The sequence below is a fragment of the Janthinobacterium sp. P210005 genome, assembly GCF_036231865.1.
In the GTDB taxonomy this organism is placed as follows: domain Bacteria; phylum Pseudomonadota; class Gammaproteobacteria; order Burkholderiales; family Burkholderiaceae_D; genus Janthinobacterium; species Janthinobacterium kumbetense.
On the sequence record NZ_JAZARC010000005.1, the window covers coordinates 158,249 to 180,402 of the forward strand.

The 22,154-nt window shown below is 61.1% G+C and carries 22 protein-coding genes; 6 read left to right on the top strand and 16 right to left on the bottom strand.

Features of this window, described 5'->3' with window-relative positions; translation table 11 throughout:
* Positions 1-133: 133 nt before the first annotated feature.
* From VPH40_RS19955 to apbC, 3 genes are all read right to left on the bottom strand, one after another.
* Positions 134-1,819 (bottom strand): alkaline phosphatase family protein, encoded by a 1,686-nt coding sequence (locus VPH40_RS19955; RefSeq protein WP_328574311.1) that lies wholly within the window; start codon positions 1,817-1,819, stop codon positions 134-136.
* A gap of 165 nt (positions 1,820-1,984) precedes the next feature.
* The gene (locus tag VPH40_RS19960) at positions 1,985-2,392 is read right to left on the bottom strand and encodes a DUF4399 domain-containing protein (RefSeq protein WP_152257152.1); all 408 of its coding nucleotides are present in this window, start codon (positions 2,390-2,392) and stop codon (positions 1,985-1,987) included.
* Between the two features lie 87 nt (positions 2,393-2,479).
* Positions 2,480-3,568 (bottom strand): iron-sulfur cluster carrier protein ApbC, encoded by a 1,089-nt coding sequence (gene apbC, locus VPH40_RS19965; protein ID WP_328574312.1) that lies wholly within the window; start codon positions 3,566-3,568, stop codon positions 2,480-2,482.
* A gap of 160 nt (positions 3,569-3,728) precedes the next feature.
* On the opposite strand from apbC, the gene metG reads away from it, so the two are divergent.
* The 5 genes from metG (at position 3,729) to panC (ending at position 8,545) form a co-directional block, all read left to right on the top strand.
* Positions 3,729-5,885 carry a methionine--tRNA ligase gene (gene metG, locus VPH40_RS19970; RefSeq protein WP_305053393.1) on the top strand — a complete coding sequence of 719 codons (2,157 nt, stop codon included), beginning with the start codon at positions 3,729-3,731 and terminating at the stop codon, positions 5,883-5,885.
* Positions 5,886-5,904: 19 nt separating this feature from the next.
* Positions 5,905-6,384, top strand: a complete 480-nt coding sequence (locus VPH40_RS19975; RefSeq protein WP_034778216.1) for a GNAT family N-acetyltransferase — start codon at positions 5,905-5,907, stop codon at positions 6,382-6,384.
* Positions 6,385-6,491: 107 nt separating this feature from the next.
* Positions 6,492-6,701 carry a DUF3460 family protein gene (locus tag VPH40_RS19980; RefSeq protein WP_034778041.1) on the top strand — a complete coding sequence of 70 codons (210 nt, stop codon included), beginning with the start codon at positions 6,492-6,494 and terminating at the stop codon, positions 6,699-6,701.
* A gap of 17 nt (positions 6,702-6,718) precedes the next feature.
* Positions 6,719-7,651: a segregation and condensation protein A gene (locus VPH40_RS19985; protein WP_077402012.1), complete on the top strand. Its 933-nt coding sequence runs from the start codon at positions 6,719-6,721 to the stop codon at positions 7,649-7,651.
* A gap of 54 nt (positions 7,652-7,705) precedes the next feature.
* Positions 7,706-8,545: a pantoate--beta-alanine ligase gene (panC, locus tag VPH40_RS19990; RefSeq protein WP_099664747.1), complete on the top strand. Its 840-nt coding sequence runs from the start codon at positions 7,706-7,708 to the stop codon at positions 8,543-8,545.
* A gap of 65 nt (positions 8,546-8,610) precedes the next feature.
* Here the strand turns inward: panC and VPH40_RS19995 are convergent, their stop codons facing one another.
* On the bottom strand, positions 8,611-9,072 hold the full coding sequence (locus tag VPH40_RS19995; protein WP_328574313.1) for a hypothetical protein: 462 nt from the start codon (positions 9,070-9,072) through the stop codon (positions 8,611-8,613).
* Between the two features lie 294 nt (positions 9,073-9,366).
* On the opposite strand from VPH40_RS19995, the gene VPH40_RS20000 reads away from it, so the two are divergent.
* Entirely contained in the window at positions 9,367-10,119 is a 753-nt protein-coding gene (locus tag VPH40_RS20000; protein WP_328574314.1) for an SDR family oxidoreductase, read from the top strand.
* A 72-nt stretch (positions 10,120-10,191) separates the two neighbouring features.
* Here the strand turns inward: VPH40_RS20000 and cheY are convergent, their stop codons facing one another.
* The 12 genes from cheY to VPH40_RS20060 form a co-directional block, all read right to left on the bottom strand.
* Positions 10,192-10,590: a chemotaxis response regulator CheY gene (gene cheY, locus VPH40_RS20005; protein WP_010396677.1), complete on the bottom strand. Its 399-nt coding sequence runs from the start codon at positions 10,588-10,590 to the stop codon at positions 10,192-10,194.
* Positions 10,591-10,737: 147 nt separating this feature from the next.
* Positions 10,738-11,808: a protein-glutamate methylesterase/protein-glutamine glutaminase gene (locus tag VPH40_RS20010; protein WP_034778028.1), complete on the bottom strand. Its 1,071-nt coding sequence runs from the start codon at positions 11,806-11,808 to the stop codon at positions 10,738-10,740.
* Between the two features lie 109 nt (positions 11,809-11,917).
* Positions 11,918-12,526 (bottom strand): chemoreceptor glutamine deamidase CheD, encoded by a 609-nt coding sequence (cheD, locus tag VPH40_RS20015; RefSeq protein WP_034758343.1) that lies wholly within the window; start codon positions 12,524-12,526, stop codon positions 11,918-11,920.
* A gap of 9 nt (positions 12,527-12,535) precedes the next feature.
* Positions 12,536-13,408 carry a CheR family methyltransferase gene (locus VPH40_RS20020; RefSeq protein ID WP_251351875.1) on the bottom strand — a complete coding sequence of 291 codons (873 nt, stop codon included), beginning with the start codon at positions 13,406-13,408 and terminating at the stop codon, positions 12,536-12,538.
* 71 nt (positions 13,409-13,479) lie between these two features.
* A complete protein-coding gene (locus VPH40_RS20025) occupies positions 13,480-15,201 on the bottom strand; it encodes a methyl-accepting chemotaxis protein (protein ID WP_289906584.1) in 1,722 nt (573 codons plus the stop codon).
* A gap of 188 nt (positions 15,202-15,389) precedes the next feature.
* Positions 15,390-15,896: a chemotaxis protein CheW gene (locus VPH40_RS20030; RefSeq protein WP_034758356.1), complete on the bottom strand. Its 507-nt coding sequence runs from the start codon at positions 15,894-15,896 to the stop codon at positions 15,390-15,392.
* A 30-nt stretch (positions 15,897-15,926) separates the two neighbouring features.
* Positions 15,927-18,119 (bottom strand): chemotaxis protein CheA, encoded by a 2,193-nt coding sequence (gene cheA / locus VPH40_RS20035; protein WP_328574315.1) that lies wholly within the window; start codon positions 18,117-18,119, stop codon positions 15,927-15,929.
* Between the two features lie 43 nt (positions 18,120-18,162).
* The gene (locus VPH40_RS20040) at positions 18,163-18,528 is read right to left on the bottom strand and encodes a response regulator (RefSeq protein WP_034758362.1); all 366 of its coding nucleotides are present in this window, start codon (positions 18,526-18,528) and stop codon (positions 18,163-18,165) included.
* Between the two features lie 83 nt (positions 18,529-18,611).
* Positions 18,612-19,160: a chemotaxis protein gene (locus VPH40_RS20045; protein WP_077401991.1), complete on the bottom strand. Its 549-nt coding sequence runs from the start codon at positions 19,158-19,160 to the stop codon at positions 18,612-18,614.
* Between the two features lie 46 nt (positions 19,161-19,206).
* The gene (gene motB, locus VPH40_RS20050; RefSeq protein WP_077401988.1) at positions 19,207-20,184 is read right to left on the bottom strand and encodes a flagellar motor protein MotB; all 978 of its coding nucleotides are present in this window, start codon (positions 20,182-20,184) and stop codon (positions 19,207-19,209) included.
* A gap of 58 nt (positions 20,185-20,242) precedes the next feature.
* Positions 20,243-21,103 carry a flagellar motor stator protein MotA gene (motA, locus tag VPH40_RS20055; protein WP_077401985.1) on the bottom strand — a complete coding sequence of 287 codons (861 nt, stop codon included), beginning with the start codon at positions 21,101-21,103 and terminating at the stop codon, positions 20,243-20,245.
* Positions 21,104-21,323: 220 nt separating this feature from the next.
* Positions 21,324-22,085: a class I SAM-dependent methyltransferase gene (locus tag VPH40_RS20060; RefSeq protein WP_328574316.1), complete on the bottom strand. Its 762-nt coding sequence runs from the start codon at positions 22,083-22,085 to the stop codon at positions 21,324-21,326.
* Positions 22,086-22,154 lie beyond the last annotated feature (69 nt).

A 22,154-nucleotide genomic window follows, 5' to 3' on the forward strand; every position in this document is an offset into this window, starting at 1 on the left:
ATTTCACTATCCGTCAAGAACTTTGCGTGCCTATTGATATTTGTCGACTTACAACTCTTAAATCAATAAAAAACAGGCTTCCGTGAAAACGCAAGCCTGGCCTTTACATCAATGATACACCTCTATGCCTGAACTACCGCACCACCTCCATCAACACCCGCCCTTCCGACGCCGACGGCTGGCGTATGCGCAGCAGGTGCGCCAGGGTCGGAGCGATATCGACCACTTCCGCATACTGGCCATAGGCGCCCGGCTTGATCCAGCGGGGGCCGAACACCATCAGCGGCACGTTGGTGTCATACGTGTACGGCGTGCCGTGCGAAGTGCCGCCCGCGCCCTTGCCGAAGTACCAGGCCGGCTTTGTCACGACCATCAGGTCGCCCGACAGCTGGCGGTTCCAGGCGCGGCGCATCAGGGTGTCCATGCGCGTGGCAACGGCGCCCGTTTCCATCTGCGTGCGCGTGTAGACTTGCGCCAGGCCGTCCTGCTGCAGCAGGAAGCGGGCCGCCGCGTCTTCCAGCGCGGCGCGCTTAACGCCGCCCTTCTCCGCCAGCGCGTAATCGAGGTAGATATTCGGCAGCGACGACGTCGTCACCAGCTTGTCGATACCCAGGTTGGTCGCCAGGTGCTGGTTCAAGGCATCGACCAGTTTGGCGCCATCGATGCGTTTGGCCGAGAAGCCCCGCGTTTCGGCAAATTCCGGCACGTTGGCAAAACCATGGTCGGCCGTCAACACCACCAGCACGTTGTCCATACCGACTTTTTTATCGAGGTCGGTAAAGAAGCCGGCCAGCATGCGGTCCAGGCGCTGCAGGTGGTCGTGCGACATCTTGCTTTCCGGGCCATAGGCATGGTTCACATAGTCGTGCGCGGACAGGCTCACGCCCAGGATATCGGGCACGCCGGCCGGGTTGTGGCCCAGGTTTTCGCCATCGATGGCGGCGCGGGCGAATTCCAAGGTCAGTTCATCGAGGAAGGGACCGGCCTTCAGGCGGCTGTAGTACTCGCCATCGAGCTTGCCGCTGTCGCTGTAGTAGGCGAACGGGAAGGTGTTGCGCGTGCCCGGCTTGGCCGGCACCAGATCATCGCGGGCATCGCGCGCATAGGCGGAATCGGCCAGCAGCGGCGTCCAGCTCTTGCCATAATAACGGTCCTGCGGTTTGGCGGCCTGGTAGCGCTGCACCCATTGCGGATGCTGCTGCATATAATAGGTGCTGCTGGCGAAATTGCCCGTCCTTTCCATGTACATATACGCCGTGCCCGTTTTCCCGGCCAGCAGGATGGCGCCCCGGTCCTTGCCCGACACGGTGACGACCTTCGCCTTGTCGCCCGTGGAATAGCGCAACTCGTCGCCCAGGGTGCTCACGCGCAGCTTGGTCGGCGCCGTGCCGTCGTCGGGCTGCGTGTCTTCGCCGATGTAATGGAAATTGCCATCCTCGGTGCAGTACACGGATTTTTTCGTGACGGGATCGATCCAGTTATTGCCGATCACGCCATGCTGATACGGATAGGCGCCCGACAGCACGGCCGAATGGCCGATGGCCGTGACCGTGATGCCATGCGCCTGGTGCGCGTCGCTGAACCACGCGCCCTGCTCCAGCAGGCGGCGGAAACCGCCCTGGCCGAACTGGTCGCGGTAGCGCGTCACCTGCTCTTGCGGCAAGCCGTCCACTACCAGCACCACCACCAGCTTCGGTTGCGCCGCACCGGCAGCAACAGCAGGAACGGCCTTGGCCGCATGCGCCTGGCTCGCCGCCACGCCAGCCGCCAGCAGCAGCGCCTGTGCCAGTTGCCGGGAAAGGGAGAATTGTTTCGTCATATCCGCTCATCAAAAGTTAGGCCACCGGCCAGCATACGCCGACTATATGACACAATAATGACAAGAGGCAACAATATGAAAAAGGCCAGGCTCCATCGCTGGAACCCGGCCTTTACTGAAACGGATGAATTTGCCTGACTTATTTGCCTGACTTATTTGCCTGGCTTACTTGACCGTCACCTTGATGCTTTTACTCAACTCCGGCCCATATGACTGGTGCGCGCCGTTGGCAAACTGCATGGTCAGGGTGTACTGCCCCGGCGGCAAGGTGACGTCCGTTTCCGTCTGTCCTTTGCCGAAGTGCAAATGTTTATCGTCCATGGGTATCATTTCGCCCGCCTTCATCGGCCCCATATTGATGAGCAAATGATGGTGGCCCGTCTTGGCCGTCATGTCGCCGGCCGGCTTGACGTCCATGCCGCTGACGGCAAATTTCACTTTGAACGGGCTGCTCACTGTCGCGCCATCGACGGGCTCGACGAACGAAACGGATTGCGCAAACGCGCTGGCGGCCAGCAGGCTGCCAGCGATCACGGCTGCGGCTTGGCGCAGGAATACGGTGGTCAATTGCATGATGTCTCCTCTTGTTTAATAACAACACGGACTGCATGAAACCATATTCCTGCTGACAATGGCGCGTGGCAGCGCCAAGCCCAACGTTTAATCGTTCTTGATGACGATCGACGGGAACTTGCTGGTCATATCCTTCGCCTTTTCCGCCACCTTGATCGCGATGGTGCGGGCGATCTGCTTGTAGATCACGGCGACGGGGCCTTCCGGCTCGGCCACGACGGTCGGCGTGCCGGAATCCGTCTGCTGGCGAATCGCCATGGTCAGCGGCAAGGCGCCGAGGAATTCCACGCCGAAGTCCGCGCACATCTTCGCGCCGCCGCCGGCGCCGAAGATTTCTTCCGCATGGCCGCAATTCGAGCAAATGTGCGTGCTCATATTTTCCACCACGCCCAGGATCGGAATGCCGACTTTCTCGAACATTCTCAAGCCCTTGCGCGCGTCCAGCAGCGCGATATCCTGCGGCGTCGTGACGATCACGGCGCCCGTGACGGGCACTTTCTGCGACAGGGTCAACTGGATGTCGCCCGTGCCCGGCGGCATGTCGACGATCAGGTAATCGAGGTCGCGCCAGTTGGTCTGGTCGAGCAGTTGCTGCAAGGCTTGCGTGACCATCGGGCCGCGCCACACCATCGGCTCGTCCGGATCGATCATGAAGCCGATCGACGACACTTGCAGGCCGTGATTTTCCATCGGTTCCATGCTCTTGCCGTCGAGGGTCTTCGGCTGGCCGCTGATGCCCAGCATCATCGGTTGCGACGGGCCATAGATATCGGCGTCCAGCATGCCGACGGTGGCGCCTTCGGCCGCCAAGGCCAGGGCCAGGTTGACGGCCGTGGTCGATTTGCCGACGCCGCCCTTACCGGAAGCGACGGCGATGATGTTTTTCACGTTGCTCATCGGCTTCAAGCCGCGCTGCACCGTGTGCGAAATGATTTTCGACGACACGCCCACGCTGACGTTGCCCACGCCCGGCAGCACGCGCAACGCGGCCAGCACGGATTTGCGGATCAGGTCAATCTGGCTTTTGGCGGGATAGCCCAGTTCGATGTCGAGCGAAATATCATCGCCATCGACCTTCAGATTCTTGACGGTTTTGCTGGAAACAAAATCTTTATGTGTATTTGGATCAATAACCTGGGCCAGCGCGGCCTTGACGTCTTCTACTGTGATGCTCATGTAAATCTCCGTGTGTACTACATATGTGCAATACGCGCAGTCTAGCGCAAATTTGCATGGCGCGATGGCGGCAAAAGCATCACTTGCCAGCGCTGCATCTGCTCATATTGCCTTTCCGCTGTTAAAATGACCTATTATCCATCCCAAAAGTGCATCAATCATGACTCGCAAGCTGTTCGTCACCACTGCCCTGCCTTACGCAAACGCCGCTTTTCACATTGGCCACATCATGGAATACATCCAGGCCGATATCTGGGTCCGGTTCCAGCGAATGCAACGCGATGGCGCAGCCGGCCGTGAAGTGCACTTTGTGGGTGCCGACGATACGCATGGCACGCCCATCATGATCGCCGCCGAAAAGGAAGGCATTACGCCGCAGCAATTCGTCGCCAACATCGCGGCTGGCCGCGCCCAGTACCTCGATGGCTTCCATATTGCCTTCGACAACTGGTATTCGACCGATTCGCCGGAAAACGTTGATCTGTCGCAATCGATCTACCGCAAACTGCGCGATACGGGCCTGATCGTCACGAAAACCGTCGACCGCTTCTTCGACCCGGTCAAGGGCATGTTCCTGGCCGACCGCAACATCAAGGGCGAATGCCCGAAATGCGGCGCAAAGAACCAGTACGGCGACAATTGCGAAGTGTGCGGCGCCGCTTACCAGCCGACCGACCTGGTCAACCCGTTCTCGGTCTTCACCAACGCGACGCCCGTGATGAAGCCGTCGGAACAGTATTTCTTCAAGCTGTCCGACCCGCGCTGCTTCGAATTCCTCAAGGATTGGCTCAACACGCCAGGCCGCTTGCAGCCTGAAATGGTCAACAAGGTCAGCGAATGGCTGGGCGAAGCGGGCGAAAAGCTGGCCGACTGGGATATCTCGCGCGATGCACCCTATTTCGGCATCCCGATTCCCGATGCGCCGGGCAAGTTCTTCTATGTGTGGATGGACGCGCCGGTCGGCTACTTGGCCAGCCTGAAAAACTATTGCGACAAGAAAGGCCTCGATTTCGACGCCTTGCTGAACGATCCTGCCACGGAACAAATCCACTTCATCGGCAAGGACATCGTCTCCTTCCATTTGCTGTTCTGGCCCGCCATGCTGAAATTCGCCGGCCACCCGGTGATCGACAAACTGAAAGTCAATGTGCACGGCTTCCTGACAGTCAACAATGAAAAGATGTCGAAGTCGCGCGGCACGGGCATCTCGCCGCTGCGCTACCTGGACCTGGGCATGAACCCGGAATGGCTGCGCTACTACATCGCTTTCAAGCTGAACTCGAAAGTGGAAGACCTGGACTTCAACGGCGACGACTTCGTGGCCCGCGTGAACAGCGACCTGATCGGCAAATACGTGAACATCGCCAGCCGCTGCGCCGGCTTCATCGCCAAGCGTTTCGACGGCAAGCTGGCATCGACGCTGTCGGAAGGCGCGCAAAGCTGGATCAACCGCGCGCTGACGGTGGACGCCAACGGCGTCATCGTCGAGCGCCAGGCCAGCATCGCCGCGCACTTCGAGAACCGCGAATTCGGCAAGGCCTTGCGCGAGATCATGGAAATCGCCGACATCACCAACCAGTACGTCGATGAAAACAAGCCGTGGATCCTCGCCAAGGATGCGGACAAGACAGCCGAACTGCACGACGTGTGCACGACGGCCCTGATCCTGTTCCGCCAGCTGACGATCCTGCTGTCGCCGGTCCTGCCGGGCGTGGCCAAGAACGTGGCCTCGTTCCTCAACGACGAGCAATTCACCTGGGCCGATACGCAAGTGTTCGGCGACGCCGTCTCGAACAGCATGCTGGGCCGTACCATCGGCGCCTACAGCCACTTGATGACGCGCATGGATGCAAAGATGATCGAAGCGCTGTTTGACGCACCGCAAGCTGCCGCCATCGCGGCGCCGGCTGGCGATGCCGCGAACGACGCCGCAGCGGTCGCTGAAACACCGGCCTCCGCCATCGAGGAACTGGCGCCCGAGATCAAGATCGACGACTTCCTCAAGGTCGACTTGCGCATCGCGAAAATCGTCAACTGCGAACTGGTCGACGGCTCCGACAAGCTGCTGCGCCTGACCCTGGACGCGGGCGAAGGCCGCTTGCGCAATGTGTTCTCGGGCATCCGCTCGGCCTACAAGCCGGAAGAGCTGGTCGGCAAGCTGACGGTGCTGGTGGCCAATCTGGCGCCGCGCAAGATGAAGTTCGGCATTTCCGAGGGCATGGTCATGGCCGCCTCCGCCGCCGACGAGAAGGCGAATCCGGGCATCTACATCCTGAACCCTTGGCCAGGCGCCGAACCTGGCATGCGCATCCGCTAAGCCCGCACAAGGACCGATGATGAATATCGTGGTGCGCGAAGCAACGAATGCCGATGCACAACTGATGGCCGAGCTGACCCGCGCCGCGTGGGCCGGCAAGGTGGCGGCCTCGTCCAGTGGACACCACGAGACGGCGCAGCAGGTGGAAGAGCAATTGCGCCACGGCGGCGGTTTTCTGTTGCTGATCGACGACATTCCAGCCGGCTCGCTGCGCTGGATGCCGCTCGACAGCGATCCCGCCATCTGGAAGATTTCACGCATGGGCGTGCTGCCCGCCTACCGGGGCAGCCACGTCTCGCAACATTTGCTGGAAGCCATCATTCATCACGGCCTGTCGTGCCAGGCGGAGGAATTGCGCCTGGCCGTGCGGCGCGACCAGCGCAAGCTGATCGATTTTTATGCGGCCTTCGAATTCGACCTGGCCGAAGAACTGGAATATTCGCACGCCAACCCCGCCGAACCGGCGCCGATGGTGATGCGGCGTTTGTTGCGTTATTGATTTTTAGCAATTTCGCCCCGGACTTGCCGATACAACAACCCGCCAGGCGGCACGGCGCGGTAAAATACGGCCGGCTGACCTTACCTATAAGACACTCAGAAGAGAATATGAAACTGCCTGCAAAACACAACAACTACGTATCCGACCACACCTTGTTCATCGCTGAACTGAAGGCCAAGAATCCTGGCATGGAAGCGGGCCAGCAAGCGGGTCGCGCCCTGCTGTGGGACAAGCCGGCCGTCAGCATCGATGAGCAGGAGCGCCAGCTGGCGTCGGCCGTCAAGCAACAGGCTTACGTTTACCAGAACAAGAACTAAGATCTGGAACCGGCACGATGTTGCCTGAAGAGTCTGCAGTCACGCCGGAAGCCGACGCTTCCGGTGCCGGCGCAGTCATCGAGTCGCCCGAACCCGCCGCTGGCGGCGACGGCAGCGGCGACCCTGCAGCATCCGCCACGGCAGTAACGGACGCGGCGCCCGCCGCCGACCCGCTGGGCATCGCCCGCCTGTATGGCGAGCCGATGATGCGCATGCCGACGGATCTGTACATTCCGCCGGACGCGCTGGAAATCTTCCTCGAAGCCTTCGAAGGCCCGCTCGACTTGCTGCTCTACCTGATCCGCAAGCAAAACTTCAACATTCTCGATATTCCGATGGCGCAGGTAACCCTGCAATATCTGAAATATGTCGACCAGATCCGCGTGCGCAACCTGGAACTGGCCGCCGAGTATTTGTTGATGGCGGCCATGTTGATCGAGATCAAGTCGCGCATGCTCTTGCCTTCGCGTAAGAGCGACGTCGAGGAAGATGGCGGCGATCCCCGTGCCGAACTGGTGCGCCGCCTGCTCGAGTACGAACAGATCAAGCTGGCCGCCTACGACCTGAACGCCATCCCGCAGTTCGAGCGCGATTTCGTGCGCACGCAGATTTTCATCGAGCAAAGCCTGACGCCCACCTGGCCCGACGTGGAACCGGTGGACTTGCAGCAGGCGTGGCTCGACGTGCTGAAACGCGCCAAACTGACACAGCATCACCGCATCAGCCGCCAGGAACTGTCCGTGCGCGAGCACATGTCCAGCATCCTGCGCCACTTGCAGTCGTCGCGCTTCGTCGAATTCAGCGAGCTGTTCGACATTGCCGGCGGCGTGCCCGTGGTGGTGGTCAACTTCGTGGCCCTGCTGGAACTGGCCAAGGAAACCCTGATCGAAATCACACAGGCAGAACCGTTTGCCCCCATCTACGTCCGGCTGGCCTATTCGCCCGCCTGACTCCTTCCCTTTGTCACTGACCACCGTACAACGGGGTTTTAGCGAAAGCAATCCATGAAAATTATTTCCGACATCGAAGAATTGCGCGACCAGCTCAGCGGACAGCTGCGCACGGCGTTCGTCCCCACCATGGGCAACCTGCACGAAGGCCATCTGTCGCTGATGCGCCTGGCGCGCAAGCATGGCGACCCCGTCGTCGCCTCGATCTTCGTGAACCGCCTGCAATTCGGCCCGAACGAAGACTTCGAGAAATATCCGCGCACCATGGCGGCCGACATCGCCAAGCTGGAAAAGGAAGGCGTGTACGTGCTGTTCGCGCCCACGGAAAAGGAACTGTACCCGGAGCCGCAGGAATACCGCGTGCGCCCGCCCGATGACCTGGGCAATACCCTGGAAGGCGAATTCCGTCCCGGCTTCTTCGAAGGCGTGTGCACGGTCGTCACCAAGCTGTTTTCCTGCGTGGGTCCGCGCGTGGCCGTGTTCGGCAAGAAGGATTACCAGCAGTTGATGATCATCCGCAACATGGCGCGCCAGTTCGCGCTGCCGACGGAAATCATCGCCGCCGAGACCTACCGTGCAGACGATGGCTTGGCCTTGTCCTCGCGCAATATGTACCTGTCGGAAAGCGAACGCGCGGAAGCGCCGGAACTGTTCAAGGGCCTCAATTTCGTCGCCGAGGAAGTGCGCAAGGGTAACCTTGCCGTCGGCGAACTGGAACAGGCGGCCATGCAGCTGCTGGACGGCCGCGGCTGGAAATCGGACTACATCGCCGTGCGCAAGCGCGCCAACCTGCAGGCGCCGAACGCCGCCGAACTGGCCGCCGGCGAACCGCTGGTGGTGCTGGCCGCCGCCAAGCTGGGCCAGACCCGTTTGATCGACAACCTGGAAATTTAAGCGCCATCTCCAAGCGTCACCTCGACGGGGCCATTCGGTCCCGTTTCTGTTTCTGTTTCTTTTCCTTACTTCTCCATGCCTACCAGCCTGAGCTCGGCAAACAGCGGCCTGTTGCTGCCGCGTGCCGCTTGCAACATGTCATAGCTGGCCGCATCGAGCACGATTTCCTCTCCCGCCCACAGCTTGCGCTGGTTCGCAGGCAGCCTCAGGCTGCGAAGGATGGCCCGCGCCTGGGCCGGATCGGCCGCCAGCAGGCGGATGGCGTGCGCATGGCGCTGCGTACCCGTGAGTATCGGCAAGCCGCCCTGCGGGCCATGCTGGCTCAGGCTGACATAGTCATGGCCGCCCACGCGATGCAAATAGGCATGCCGGCCATCGGCTTCGGCAACCGGCTGCGCGGCAGGCTCCTGCATCTCGACCGACGCGACGGGCGCAACGGGCGCAATGGCGGTTTGCTCCAGGCTCACGCCGCAGGCCGTTAACAGGGCCGTGCCCAGGGCGAAAAATAATACGGGTGCTCGGCGCATCGTGCGCTCCTTCTTGTCGGGGTCGGGGACAAAGGGGAAATACTGCAGCGATCATGGGCCAAATTATTTGACGTGTAAAGTTAATTTTGGGAAATATTTCATTCCTTTGCGCAATTATCTGCAGGCAGCGGGATCTTCTCTGTCCGTACCCGGCAAGCCTGGGACAATTGTTAATGCAATTTGCACACTAAAATCATCAAACCCATCTTTATCCATCAATCAATAAAGATGACAATGGCTGCACTGGTTCGCAGCGACAGCATGCGGGCCTCCCACCACGACAGGAGAACACCCATGAACACAGCAGCTATACCGGCCAAGGTCGCCATCGTCACGGGCGCTTCGCGCGGCATCGGCGCGGCCATCGCCCGCCGCCTGGCGCGCGACGGCATGCAGGTCGTCGTCAATTACGCCAGCGGCAACGTGGAAGCGGAGCAACTGGTGGCGGCCATCGTGGCCGACGGCGGCGCCGCCATCGCCGTCAAGGCCAACGTCGCCGACACGGGCGAGGTGCAAGCCCTGTTCGATGCGGCCGAGGCAGCCTATGGCGGCGTCGACGTGCTGGTCAACAATGCCGGCATCATGCCGCCCGCGCTGCCGGCCCTGGCCGACACGGACGACGCCACCTTCGACAGCCTGTTCGCCATCAACGTCAAGGGCAGCTTCAACACCATGCGCCAGGCGGCGACGCGCTTGCGCCACGGCGGCAGCGTCGTCAATTTCTCCACCAGCGTGATCGGCCTGGCCCTGCCCGGCTATGCCGTCTACGGCGCCACCAAGGCGGCCATCGAAACGATGACGGCTATCTTTGCCAAGGAGTTGCGCGGCAAGAACATCACCGTCAACGCCGTCGCCCCCGGTCCCACGGCCACGGCGCTGTTCTTGAACGGCAAGACGGAAGAAACGATACAGCGCATGGGCAAGATGGCGCCATTGGAACGCCTGGGCACGCCGGACGACATCGCCGCCGCCGTGGCTTTCCTGGCAGGACCGGATGGCCGCTGGGTGAATGGACAAACGTTACGCGCGAATGGCGGGCTGGTCTGAGTTTTTTGCGGACAAAAAAAACGCTGCCAATTCGCACTGGCAGCGTTTTTTTTGATAACGGTCAAACCTGGATTAAGCGCCGGCTTTTTCCAGCTTCTCGAAAATCTTGTTCAGCTTTTCATCGAGGGTCGCGGCCGTGAACGGCTTGACGACATAACCGCTGGCGCCAGCTTGCGCGGCGGCGATGATGTTTTCTTTTTTCGCTTCGGCAGTCACCATCAGCACGGGCAGCTTGGCCAGTGCCGGATCGGCGCGGATATGCTGCAGCATCGTCAGGCCATCCATGTTTGGCATGTTCCAGTCCGAAACGACGAAATCATACGATTCCGCGCGCAGCTTGGCCAGGCCCATCACGCCGTCTTCCGCCTCATCGACGTTGGCATAACCCAGTTCCTTCAACAGATTCCGGACAATGCGGCGCATCGTCGAAAAATCGTCAACGACTAAAAATTTCATCTTTGGATCAGCCATGAATAACTCCGTTGTTTCTGTAGCGGTTTGTTAATAATATCGACATGAATGCCGACATTATGGTCGACACTACGGCAGCAAGTTGTAGGATAGCATTTTCGTTGCTTTTAGGCGAACAAACTTGCCTCAGATCATATAAAACGTGGCTTACACGCGCAAAGCACGCATGCCATGCGCAGCCAGGTGTCCCAGCACCATGCCAGGCAACGCCGTCAAAGCGCCGACCTCATGCGTAGCACCGACAGCGATCGCCTCGCGCGGCATGCCGAACACCACGCAACTGGCTTCATCCTGCGCAAAATTATACGCTCCTGCAGCCTTCATCTCCAACATGCCTTGTGCGCCATCCTTGCCCATGCCGGTAAGGATCACGCCGACGGCATTTTTACCGGCCGATTGCGCGGCCGAACGGAACAGCACGTCGACGGACGGGCGGTGGCGGTTTACCGGCTCACCCTGGTCGATCTTGGTCATGTAGTTGGCGCCGCTGCGCGTCAGGGTCAGGTGCGAATGGCCGGGCGCGATGTAGGCGTGGCCGGGCAGTACCCGTTCGCCGCCTGCCGCTTCCTGCACCGATATCTTGCACAGCGAATCGAGACGGCGCGCAAACGAGCGCGTAAAGCCTTCCGGCATGTGCTGCGTGATCAGGATGCCGGGACAATCGGACGGCATCTGCATGAGGAATTCGCGGATGGCTTCCGTGCCGCCCGTGGAGGCGCCGACGATGATCAGCTTTTCGCTCGACGTCAACGGGCTGCGCAGCGCAGGCAGCGGCGCGGCCACCTTGTCGCTGGCCGACGGCAGGGTGCGCGCGCGGATGCGCGCCTTCGAGGCGGCACGGATCTTGTCGGCGATCATGTCCGTGTACTCGCGCATGCCGCTCTGGATGGAAATCTTCGGCTTGGTGACGAAATCGACGGCGCCCAGTTCCAGCGCGCGCATGGTGATTTCCGAACCCCGCTCGGTCAGCGACGACACCATCAATACCGGCATCGGACGCAAGCGCATCAGTTTTTCCAGGAAGTCGAGGCCATCCATCTTCGGCATCTCGACGTCAAGGGTCAGCACGTCGGGGTTGGTCTGCTTGATCATCTCGCGCGCCACCAGCGGATCGGGCGCAGCGCCCACCACTTCCATGTCGGGCTGGCTGTTCACGATTTCCGTCATCACGCTGCGGATCAAGGCCGAATCATCCACGATCAATACTTTGATCTTCATAGTTATCCTTCCAGGCCTTGCGGCCCTTATTCTTTATTAAATTAGTACACCGGACAAAATCGCCGCAAGCCGCACGGCGCGACGCGCAGCAGGTTTGCTCTGGTGTTTGTCAGAACAGCTCGACTTCGCCGCCCACCGGCGCGACCTTGAGACGGCTTGCGTAATCGAGTTCGCGGCGCACCAGCGTATCGTTATGCGTCTGCATCAGCTTTTTCACCAGCACCTTGCCGCTGCGGGGGAAAAAATACACCTTGCGCGGGTGGATGTCATTGAGGTCTTCGGCCACCACGCGCATCTTTTCCGCCTTCAGATAATTGATGACGAAAGCCGCATTGCGTTCGCCCACGTTGATCGCCGTGAAACCGCGCAGCACGGCGCCGCCGCCGAACACTTTCGCTTCCATGTTCTCGCGCCGCGCGCCCGCCTTCAGCAAATCGTTGATCAGGATCTCCATGGCGTAGGTACCGTAGCGCATCGACGCGGAAATCGGGCTATTCGGATCGCTGCCGCCGTCGGGCAGCATGAAGTGGTTCATGCCGCCCAGGCCCGTGACGCGGTCGCGGATGCAGGCCGAGACGCAGGAGCCGAGCACGGTGACGATCAGCATGTCCTTGTTGGTAAAGTAATACTCACCAGGCAAGATCTTGGCGGCGTCACAATTGAACGTCCTGTCGTAATAGACGTTAGTGGCGAATTGCTCTTTGGATTCCAGGCTCATATTTCACTCTCATGTACGATGCGACGATGCCTTGGGCGCGGTGCCCCGAGGCTGATCGAGCTCATAGACTGTTTTACCGCGCAGCTTCAATGAATCCGACACGTACAGAAAATTCTCCGAATGGCCCGCAAACAGCAGGGCATCCGGCTTCATCAACGGCACAAAGCGCGACAGGATCTTGCGCTGCGTCGCCTTGTCAAAATAAATCATCACGTTACGGCAAAAGATGACGTCGAACTGGCCCGTCACCGGCCAGCTGTCGGCCAGCAGGTTGAGCGGCTTGAAGGTGATCATCTGGCGCAGTTCCGGGCGCACCCGCACCTGCCCCTCGCGATCGCCCTTGCCGCGCAAGAAAAAGCGCCGCGCACGGTCGGCCGGCATCTTGTCGAGCCGGTCCAGGTTGTAGACGCCATTGGCGGCCGTGGCCAGCACGTTCGTGTCGATGTCCGTGGCGATGATGGTGACGGGCGGCGTGAGCGTATTGAATGCCTCGCACACCGTCATGGCGATCGAATACGGCTCCTCGCCGGTGGAACTGGCCGAACACCAGATGGTGATCGGCCCGCTCAGTTTTTTCACATGCTCGGCCAGCAGCGGAAAGTGATGCGCCTCGCGGAAGAACGACGTCAGGTTGGTCGTCAGCGCATTCGTGAACGCTTCCCACTCGTCGCCCATGCGGCCCGCTTCCAGGTCGTCCAGGTAGCGGACGAACGAGGAGATGCCGGTCGCGCGCAGGCGCCGCGCCAGGCGGCTGTAGACCATCTCCTGCTTGCTGTCGGCCAGCGCGATGCCGGCCCGCTTGTAAATCATGGCGCGGACCCGTTCGAAGTCCTTGCCAGTGAAATCAAATTCCTTGACCGAATCCGTTTTAGTTTGCGGCATTTTGTTTTTACCTCTCTATGACTACTCTGACCAATGCCTTTGCAAGTATAACTAGCGGGACCGGGTTGGCGTCAGAACTCTTCCCAATCGTCGCCGCCGGCCGCCGCCAGCTTTTTCGCGGGCGGTGGCGTGCCGGCTTGCGCCGTCTTTGCCAACCGCCGTGTATTTGCCGCCACACTCGGTGCCGGCCGTGCAGCCATCTTGACTACTGGCGCGGGTGCGGGCATGGCCGCCTGCGCCCCGCTCTCGCCGTCCAGCTTGAAGATGCTGACGGCGTCGGCCAGTTTCTGCGCCTGGTCCTGCATGCTTTCGGCGGCCGCCGCCGCTTCCTCGACCAGCGCCGCGTTCTGCTGCGTCATCTGGTCCATCTGCGCGATGGCCTGGTTCACTTCCTCGATGCCATGGCTCTGCTCCTGCGTTGCCGCCGTGATCTCGCCCATGATGTCGGCCACCTGCCGGATCGACGTGACGATCAGGCCCATGGTCTGCCCCGCCTCGTCCACCAGGCGGCTGCCGGCATCGACCTTGTCGACCGAGTCGCCGATCAGGCCCTTGATCTCTTTCGCCGCACCAGCCGAACGCTGCGCCAGGTTGCGCACTTCCGACGCCACCACCGCAAAGCCGCGTCCCTGCTCGCCTGCGCGCGCCGCTTCGACGGCAGCATTCAAGGCCAGGATATTCGTCTGGAACGCGATGCCGTCGATGACGCCGATAATATCGACGATCTTGCGCGAACTGTCCTTGATGGAACCCATGGTATCGACCACTTGCGCCACCACCTTGCCGCCCTGCTCCGCCACCGACGACGCCGACACGGCCAGCTGGTTGGCCTGGCGCGCGTTGTCCGCGTTCTGCTTCACGGTCGACGTCAGTTCTTCCATCGACGATGCCGTCTCTTCGAGCGAACTGGCCTGCGTTTCCGTACGCGCCGACAGGTCCGCATTGCCGCTGGCGATCTCGCGCGACGCCACGGTAATCGTATCCGTGCCCTGGCGCACGTCGCTGACCGTCTGCACCAGGCTCGCGTTCATGTCCTTGAGCGCCTGCTGCAAGGCGCTCGTCTCATCCTTGCCCTCGACCACCACGCGCGCCGTCAGCTCGCCGGCAGCCACCTTCTGCGCCACGGCCAGGGCGCCGGACAACGGCACCGTGATCGAACGCGTGATGAAGATGGCGCACCAGGCGCCGATCGCCACCGCCGCGCCGCCCAGGATGAACAGCACCGTCATCAGGCGCGCATCGGCCGCCAGCGAGTCGTCCATGAAGCTTTGCTGCGCCACATGCTGCAAGTCGAGCAGCTTGTTGATGTCGGCCAGGGTCGTCTTGTTCAAGGGATCGATGCGGGTGGCAATCACCTTCGCCGCGCCCTCGCTGTTAAACGCCAGTACCTGCCCCATCGCTTCCTTGAAGGCTGCATCGACTTCGCCGTCAACCTTGGCGATATTGGCCAGCAGCGCCTTCTCGCCCTCGGACAGCCCCAGGCTGGCCAGCTTGCCGCGCGCGCCGTCGTACAGCTTGCGCTGCTCGCGCACCTTGCCCTCTTCCACCTGCATCAGCCCCACATCGCCCTGCAGGCCGATATTGCGCATGGCGATACCGGTTTCCAGCATCGCGCTTTTCATCAGCGACGCCTGCGTATTCTTTTCGCTTGCCAGCTCGAGGCCCGTGAGCAACTGGGCCTTGTTACGGTAATTCAGTGCATTCGCCGAAACGATCACTACCACCAGGATGGCGAGGATGCTGCCAAAACCTATCCCCAGCCGGGTGCCTATCTTGAAATCGCGCAAACTCATTACAGTCTCCAATATTTATGTGAACGGCGCCCGTTCAACCGGACGGCGCCGTGTTGTGGCCTGGTCTCTGACGGACCTTGCAGCCTGCCGGCGCGCCTCTAGTCGCACCGGTACATGCATATCTGTAGTGATTCTTTGCGTGCCAAAACGGCGGCGCACCGGGCGCCGCCTTGCTGCCATGCGACCTCTTACGCCGCCAGCTTGTCGATCAGGCCCATCTCGCTGCTCGACATCAACTTGTCGATATCGACCAGGATCAGCATGCGCTCGTCGATGGTGCCCAGGCCGATCATGTAGTCGGTCGAGAAGGCGGTACCCATTTCCGGCGCCGGCTTCACCTGCTCCGGCGTCAGCGTGGTGACGTCGGAAACGCTGTCGACCACCATGCCGACGATGCGCCCGCCGATGTTCAGGATGATCACCACCGTGAACTGGTCGTACACGGGCGTGCCCAGGTTGAACTTGATGCGCATGTCGACCACGGGGATGATGATGCCGCGCAGGTTGATGACGCCCTTGATGAATTCTGGCGCGTTGGCGATGCGGGTAACCGCTTCGTAGCCGCGGATTTCCTGAACCTTCAGGATATCGATGCCGTACTCTTCGGAGCCCAGGGTGAAGGCCAGGAATTCACGGCCGGCGATGTCCTTGCCGTCGCCCGCATTGCTTCCGGATGTTTGTTGAGTATCTGACATGGTGCGTTTTCCTATCTTTATCTATCGGTATTACGAAAAAATGGACTCGTCGGCCAGCTGGCGAGAGGAACGGATCAGGGCGGCGACATCGAGAATCAGCGACACGCCGCCATCGCCCAGGATGGTGGCACCGGAAATGCCCACCACCTTGCGGTAATTCGATTCGAGGTTTTTCACCACGACCTGCTGCTGTCCCACCAGGTCGTCGACAAACAGGGCCGCCTTGCGCCCTTCCGTCTCGAGGATCACGCAGATGCCTTCCGAGGGACTGGTAAAGCGCGGCGCGATGTCGAACATCTGGTACAGCGGGATCAAGGGCAGGTATTCGCCGCGCACTTTCACCACCTGGCCCTTGCCACTGATGTCCTTGATATCCTCAACGGCCGGTTGCAGCGATTCGATGACAAAGCCCAGAGGCAAAATATACACTTCGTCGCCGACGCGAATCGACATGCCGTCCAGGATGGCCAGGGTCAGCGGCAGCGAGATGGAAATCGTCGTGCCGAAACCCTTCGCCGAACGGATGTCGACGACGCCGCCCATGGCGCTGATATTGCGCTTGACGACATCCATGCCCACGCCGCGGCCCGACACGTCGGTGACCGCTTCGGCGGTGGAAAAGCCGGGCGCGAAAATCAGCTGCCACACGTCGGCGTCGCTCATCGTCTCGGACACGTCCAGGCCCTGCTGCGCGGCCTTGGCCAAGATGCGCTCGCGGTTCAGGCCCGCGCCGTCATCGGATACTTCGATGATGATGTTGCCGCCCTGGTGGCTGGCCGAAAGGAACAACCGGCCAGCCTCGGTCTTGCCGGCGGCCACGCGGGCGGCCGGCATTTCCACGCCATGGTCGATACTGTTGCGCACCAGGTGCGTGAGTGGATCGACGATGCGCTCGATGAGGCCCTTGTCCAGTTCCGTGGCGGCGCCATTGGTGATGAAGTCGACCTTCTTGCCCAGTTTCGTCGCCAGGTCGCGCACCATGCGCGGGAAGCGCGAAAAGACGAAATCCATCGGCATCATGCGGATCGACATCACCGCTTCCTGCAAGTCGCGCGTATTGCGCGTCAGGTGGCTGACGCTGTCGAGGAGTTTTTCATGCAGCATCGGGTCGAGCGCGCTGGCGCGCTGCTCGATCATCGCCTGCGTGATCACCAGTTCACCCACCAGGTTGATCAGCTGGTCGACTTTTTCGATCGAGACGCGGATCGACGACGATTCGGCGCCGGCCTTGTCGCCCTCTTTCTTGGCCGGTTTCTTTTCCTGCTCCGCTTCGGCCACGGCGCTGGCCACGACCGGCATGGCCGCGGCGCCGGCGTTGCCCGCCTTGGCCGCGTCGGCGCGAATCTGTTCGAGCGGCTGGAAGAAACCGTAGCCCTGTTCGGCCTCGGTCTGCACGCCTGCGGCGGCGCGGATGTCCTCGAGCGGCTGGAAGAAGCCGTAACCGGGATCGGCCGCGCCCTGCGCGCCTGGCAGCGGGTCGAAGAAGCCGTAGCCCTGGGCTTTTTCCTGCGCCGCGCGGGCCGCTTCGGCTTCGCCTGGCGCCAGTGGCGGCGCCTGCGTGATCACCATGTCGTCCGGATTGAGCACGAAGGAGCAGATGGCCAGGATATCGTCCAGGCTTTCATGCGTCGTCACTTCCAGCACCTTGCGCGCGTCGGGCAGGCTTGATACCACGACGTCGCCCAGCAAGCCCAGTTCGGCCGCCAGCGCATCGACTTCGCGCGGCTCCATGGCCGGCAGCTCCAGGCGAATGCGATGGCCGCCGGCATGACTGACGGCGGCCTTTTCCGCCGTATGGAAAGCCGGCGCGACGGGCGTGAGCGCGGCCACGGGCACGTCCTGCGAGAACGACTGCAGCATCATGCGCACATTGGCCACGGCATCCTGGTCGACGGCGCTGCCCAGGCGGTGGCCGTCGAGCTGCATCTTGAGGATATCCTTGGCCGCCAAAAAGGCGTCGACGTGTTCCGCCGTCAGGGCCATCTGGCCCTGGCGGATGCGGTCGAGCAGCGACTCGAGGATGTGCGTCACCTCGCTCATGTCGGAGAGGCCGAACGTCGATGCGCCGCCCTTGATCGAATGGGCGGTGCGGAAAATGGCATTCAGGTCTTCGGCGTCGGGCGCCGCAATATCAACGGCCAGCAGCAGCCGTTCTTTTTCAGCCAGCAGTTCTTCGGCCTCATCGAAAAAGACCTGAAAAAACTGGCTAATATCGATGGTCATAGGGTGACTCCGTCAATTGCATCGTTGTGCTGCGCGGCTGGCATCAGCCGATCACCTTCTTGACCACTTCGATCAGGCGTTGCGGATCGAACGGCTTGACCAGCCAGCCATTCGCGCCGGCGGCACGTCCCTTCGATTTCATCTCGTCCGACGACTCCGTCGTCAGCATCAGGATGGGTACCTTCTGGTAGGTCGGCAGTTCGCGCAGCAGCTTGATCAGCTCCAGGCCATCCATGCGCGGCATGTTCTGGTCCGTCAATACCAGGTCCACGGTTTGCAGCTTGGCTTTTTCCAGTCCATCCTGGCCGTCGACGGCCTCCACCACCTGGTAACCGGCGGCTTTCAGGCTGAACGCCACCATCTGGCGCAATGAGCTGGAATCGTCCACTGCAAGTATCGTTTTGGCCATCTTTGCTCCCACTTATTCCGGGCATCCTGCCCGAGTATTTGATTAATCAATCCATGCAACCACAAGCGTTCCGCACTGGCATGCTAGAACAGCTCGATGTCGCCACTTTCCAAATGCTGTTGACTGACAGCCTTGCGCAGCACGCTGCGCAACTCCAGGCTTTGAATCGCCAGCGCCATGCTGACCCGCCCCAGCAAGGCGACAATTTCTTCATTGTCGCTCTCCGGCAACATCTCCGCGCCATGCGAGCCCAGGGTTCCGAGGAACTCGCGCAAGCCCGTCACGCGCTTCAAGGTGCGCTCGATCAGCTGGCTGGTCATGTCCTGGAACTGCAGGCTGGTGATGGCGGCATTCACGTAGCCCCCCACCTCGTCCTGCAATGCCAGCAGTTTTTCCCGCTGCTGCTCGGCTGGAATACCGCCGTCAAGCAGCAGGGCGATGGTATCTTGCTGCGCAGCGACGGCAGCGTGTATCGCCATGAAATTGAAGGACAGCTTCTCGATCGCCTCTTCCAGCAAGATGCCGGTCTGCACCAGGTCGGTTTCCACCTCCGTCAAGTGCTTGCGGCCATGGTCCGACACGCCAGACAGCAGGCGCTTTACATGCGAGCCAAGTATTTTCTTTCTTGTCATAAAGGTCTCATTGTTTCAATACACCACGCGTCGACAGCCTTGCGTGTTATTTTTTCGCCGCTACCGGGCTGGGGGCAGGTGCCGCCGCGGGCGGCGCCCCGGCCGCCAGCCCTGAAGCGACAGCGGCGGCAGCGGCATCGGTCACCGGCAGCTCGATCGCCGAGCCATCGCGCAGGACATTTTCTTCCGTGCGTTTGTTCATGACGATGATGCTGATGCGCCGGTTGATCGGATTGAAGGGGTCGAGCTTGTCCAGGTGGGCGGCCGAACCCAGTCCCACCACGCGCAATACTTTTTCTTCCTTCATGCCGCCGATGACCAGTTCGCGCCGCGACGCATTCGCGCGGTCGGCCGACAATTCCCAGTTGCTGTAACCGGCGTCGCTCATGTAGGGTGTCGAATCCGTATGCCCGGACAAGCCGATGCGGTTCGGCACTTCGTTCAGCACGGAGCCGATGGCGTGCAGGATTTCCTTGGTGTACGGCTGCAGGTTCGCATTGGCGAGCGCAAACATCGGACGGTTCTGCTCGTCGACGATCTGGATGCGCAAGCCTTCGCTGGTGATATCGAGCAGCAACTGGTTCTTGTATTTTTTCAGCAGGGGATTGGCGTCGATGGTCGCCTCGATGCGCGCCTTGAGCGCCTGCAGGCGCTTGCCTTCCTCGCGTTCGAGCGCGGCCTTGGCGGAATTGAGGTCGAACGACTTGCGCTGCTGCTCTTCCTGCGCCTTGCGCACTTGCCCATCCTGGCGCGACAAGTCCTGGCCGCCGCCCTGGATCACGGAATTGCTTTCGCCGCTGCCGGAGCCGCCCGCCATCGCCACTTTCAGCGGCGTCTTGAAGAATTCGGAAATGCCGTTCAAGTCGCCCTTCGAGGTGGAACCCAGCAGCCACATCAGCAGGAAGAAGGCCATCATGGCCGTGACAAAGTCGGCGTAGGCGATTTTCCACGCCCCGCCATGGTGTCCGCCAGCCGTTTTCTTGATACGCTTGACGATAATCGGGCGCATGCCTTCATCGGCCATGGCGTCCCCCTTCCGTGTGCTGCAAATGACTCATGGTATCCAGGCGTATATTCACTGCTTACTTCGTTTTCGATTTCTTGATGTGGTCTTCCAGCTCATTGAACGTCGGGCGCTCGGTCGAGAACAGCACCTTGCGGCCGAACTCCACGGCGAGCGCCGGCGCATAGCCGTTCAGGCTGGCCAGCAGGGTGACTTTCACGCACTGGAACATCTTGCTCGACTCTTCCAGCTTCTGCTCCAGCAGGCTGGCCAGCGGGCCGACGAAGCCATAGGCCAGCAAGATGCCGAGGAAGGTACCGACCAGCGCGTGCGCGATCAGCATGCCCAGCTCGGCCGGCGGGATGCCCACCGATTCCATCGTGTGCACCACGCCCATCACGGCGGCGACGATACCGAAAGCGGGCAAGCCATCGCCCACCTTGGCAATCACGTGGGCCGGCACGGCGCCTTCGTGATGGTGCGTCTCGATTTCGTTATCCATCAGGTTTTCGATCTGAAACGCATCCATATTGCCCGATACCATCAGGCGCAGGTAATCGGTCATGAATTCGACGATATGGTGGTCGGCCAGCACGGCCGGATACTTGGAAAACAGCGGGCTTTCTTCAGGCTTGTCGATATCGCCTTCGATCGACATCAAGCCTTCCTTGCGCACCTTGCTGAGCACTTCGAACAGCAGCGACATCAGTTCCATGTACAGCTCTTTGGTATAGCGCGATCCCTTGAACAGGCTGGGCAAGGCGGCAATCGTCGCCTTGATGGCCTTGTTATTATTACCAACAAGGAAGGCGCCCAGGGCGGCGCCGCCGATCATCAGCAGCTCCAGCGGCTGGAACAGCGCCGCCAGATGGCCGCCGGCCAGCGCGAAGCCGCCAAAGACCGAGGCGCAGACGATGATGTATCCGATTATGACTAACAAGTGCCCTGACTCCCAATAATGGCCGGGACTGTATGCCCGGCATGTTCAAACCTGTTCCTGTCTTCTGGCGGCTGCGCCGCCGGCGGAGACAGCGGCAAAAAAAAGCAACCGGAAGTTAATTGAAATGCGCTGCTTTTCAATGCAATTCCGAGAAAATGCCGTGTGGAACTACAATAACGTGAGATTGCCCTACGGGCAAGCAAATAACGCAGACAATTGCTTAAAAGCACCATATGTAAAGTAAAGGGCCACCCTCTGTGGCGGCGATGGTCTTATCGGGCGCGCGTGCCGCAATCTGGAATTCGTAACTAAGAAGCATGCTACCAGGCAACATTTCCTTTTCCGCCTTGCGCCACAGCGCCGCCATCGCCGCCGGCGACAGGTAGGCAAAGACGGCATCGTAGCGGCCGAAATCGAGCGCCTCGTAGTCGCCGCGCAGGAAGCGCGCGCGGCTGCCCGCCAGCCCCGCGCGCAAGCGGCTTGCCAGCCACGGCAGCGGTGCCAGCTCGATGCCGGAAAACTGCCCATCTGGCCGGCGCCGCGCCAGGTCCAGCACCAGTCCGCCCAGGCCGCTGCCGATATCGACCAGCCGCACGCCGGGACGGTCCGCGACCAGCTCCGCCACCGCCTGCCACACCTTCGGCCCCGAAGGATAAAACGGCACTTGCGTGCGGAACGTCGACCAGTACAAGCTCAACAGGAAAACAAAGGCCGCCAGGAACACGGCCGGGGGCCAGTCCAGCCGGCTGGCCGCCAGCAAGGCGGGTGCAAACAGCAGGCCGATGACGCACCACCAGCGCGCCAGGCCCGCGCGCCACGTGATGAACGCCGCCAGCACGCCCTGCACCAGCGCCACGGCCGGCAGCGACATGGCCACGCCAGCGCGCGCCAAGCCATATACCACCAGCAACATCAAGGGAAAGGCCAGCACCTGGATCAGCATGGCCTTGAGCGCGGGCGCGCGCAGGATCTGTTGCAGCATGGGACAGTCAGAGGAGGAAAACGCCAGTGTAAGCGAAAGCGCCATGAAAAAACCGGAGTCCGGTCTGGC

What these genes read in the sequence shown, in the direction of transcription:
- VPH40_RS19955 (WP_328574311.1), bottom strand. Translation starts at nt 1,819, where the DNA reads ATGACGAAACAATTCTCCCTTTCCCGGCAACTGGCACAGGCGCTGCTG.
- VPH40_RS19960 (WP_152257152.1), bottom strand. Translation starts at nt 2,392, where the DNA reads ATGCAATTGACCACCGTATTCCTGCGCCAAGCCGCAGCCGTGATCGCT.
- apbC (WP_328574312.1), bottom strand. Translation starts at nt 3,568, where the DNA reads ATGAGCATCACAGTAGAAGACGTCAAGGCCGCGCTGGCCCAGGTTATT.
- metG (WP_305053393.1), top strand. Translation starts at nt 3,729, where the DNA reads ATGACTCGCAAGCTGTTCGTCACCACTGCCCTGCCTTACGCAAACGCC.
- VPH40_RS19975 (WP_034778216.1), top strand. Translation starts at nt 5,905, where the DNA reads ATGAATATCGTGGTGCGCGAAGCAACGAATGCCGATGCACAACTGATG.
- VPH40_RS19980 (WP_034778041.1), top strand. Translation starts at nt 6,492, where the DNA reads ATGAAACTGCCTGCAAAACACAACAACTACGTATCCGACCACACCTTG.
- VPH40_RS19985 (WP_077402012.1), top strand. Translation starts at nt 6,719, where the DNA reads ATGTTGCCTGAAGAGTCTGCAGTCACGCCGGAAGCCGACGCTTCCGGT.
- panC (WP_099664747.1), top strand. Translation starts at nt 7,706, where the DNA reads ATGAAAATTATTTCCGACATCGAAGAATTGCGCGACCAGCTCAGCGGA.
- VPH40_RS19995 (WP_328574313.1), bottom strand. Translation starts at nt 9,072, where the DNA reads ATGCGCCGAGCACCCGTATTATTTTTCGCCCTGGGCACGGCCCTGTTA.
- VPH40_RS20000 (WP_328574314.1), top strand. Translation starts at nt 9,367, where the DNA reads ATGAACACAGCAGCTATACCGGCCAAGGTCGCCATCGTCACGGGCGCT.
- cheY (WP_010396677.1), bottom strand. Translation starts at nt 10,590, where the DNA reads ATGGCTGATCCAAAGATGAAATTTTTAGTCGTTGACGATTTTTCGACG.
- VPH40_RS20010 (WP_034778028.1), bottom strand. Translation starts at nt 11,808, where the DNA reads ATGAAGATCAAAGTATTGATCGTGGATGATTCGGCCTTGATCCGCAGC.
- cheD (WP_034758343.1), bottom strand. Translation starts at nt 12,526, where the DNA reads ATGAGCCTGGAATCCAAAGAGCAATTCGCCACTAACGTCTATTACGAC.
- VPH40_RS20020 (WP_251351875.1), bottom strand. Translation starts at nt 13,408, where the DNA reads ATGCCGCAAACTAAAACGGATTCGGTCAAGGAATTTGATTTCACTGGC.
- VPH40_RS20025 (WP_289906584.1), bottom strand. Translation starts at nt 15,201, where the DNA reads ATGAGTTTGCGCGATTTCAAGATAGGCACCCGGCTGGGGATAGGTTTT.
- VPH40_RS20030 (WP_034758356.1), bottom strand. Translation starts at nt 15,896, where the DNA reads ATGTCAGATACTCAACAAACATCCGGAAGCAATGCGGGCGACGGCAAG.
- cheA (WP_328574315.1), bottom strand. Translation starts at nt 18,119, where the DNA reads ATGACCATCGATATTAGCCAGTTTTTTCAGGTCTTTTTCGATGAGGCC.
- VPH40_RS20040 (WP_034758362.1), bottom strand. Translation starts at nt 18,528, where the DNA reads ATGGCCAAAACGATACTTGCAGTGGACGATTCCAGCTCATTGCGCCAG.
- VPH40_RS20045 (WP_077401991.1), bottom strand. Translation starts at nt 19,160, where the DNA reads ATGACAAGAAAGAAAATACTTGGCTCGCATGTAAAGCGCCTGCTGTCT.
- motB (WP_077401988.1), bottom strand. Translation starts at nt 20,184, where the DNA reads ATGGCCGATGAAGGCATGCGCCCGATTATCGTCAAGCGTATCAAGAAA.
- VPH40_RS20060 (WP_328574316.1), bottom strand. Translation starts at nt 22,085, where the DNA reads ATGCTGCAACAGATCCTGCGCGCGCCCGCGCTCAAGGCCATGCTGATC.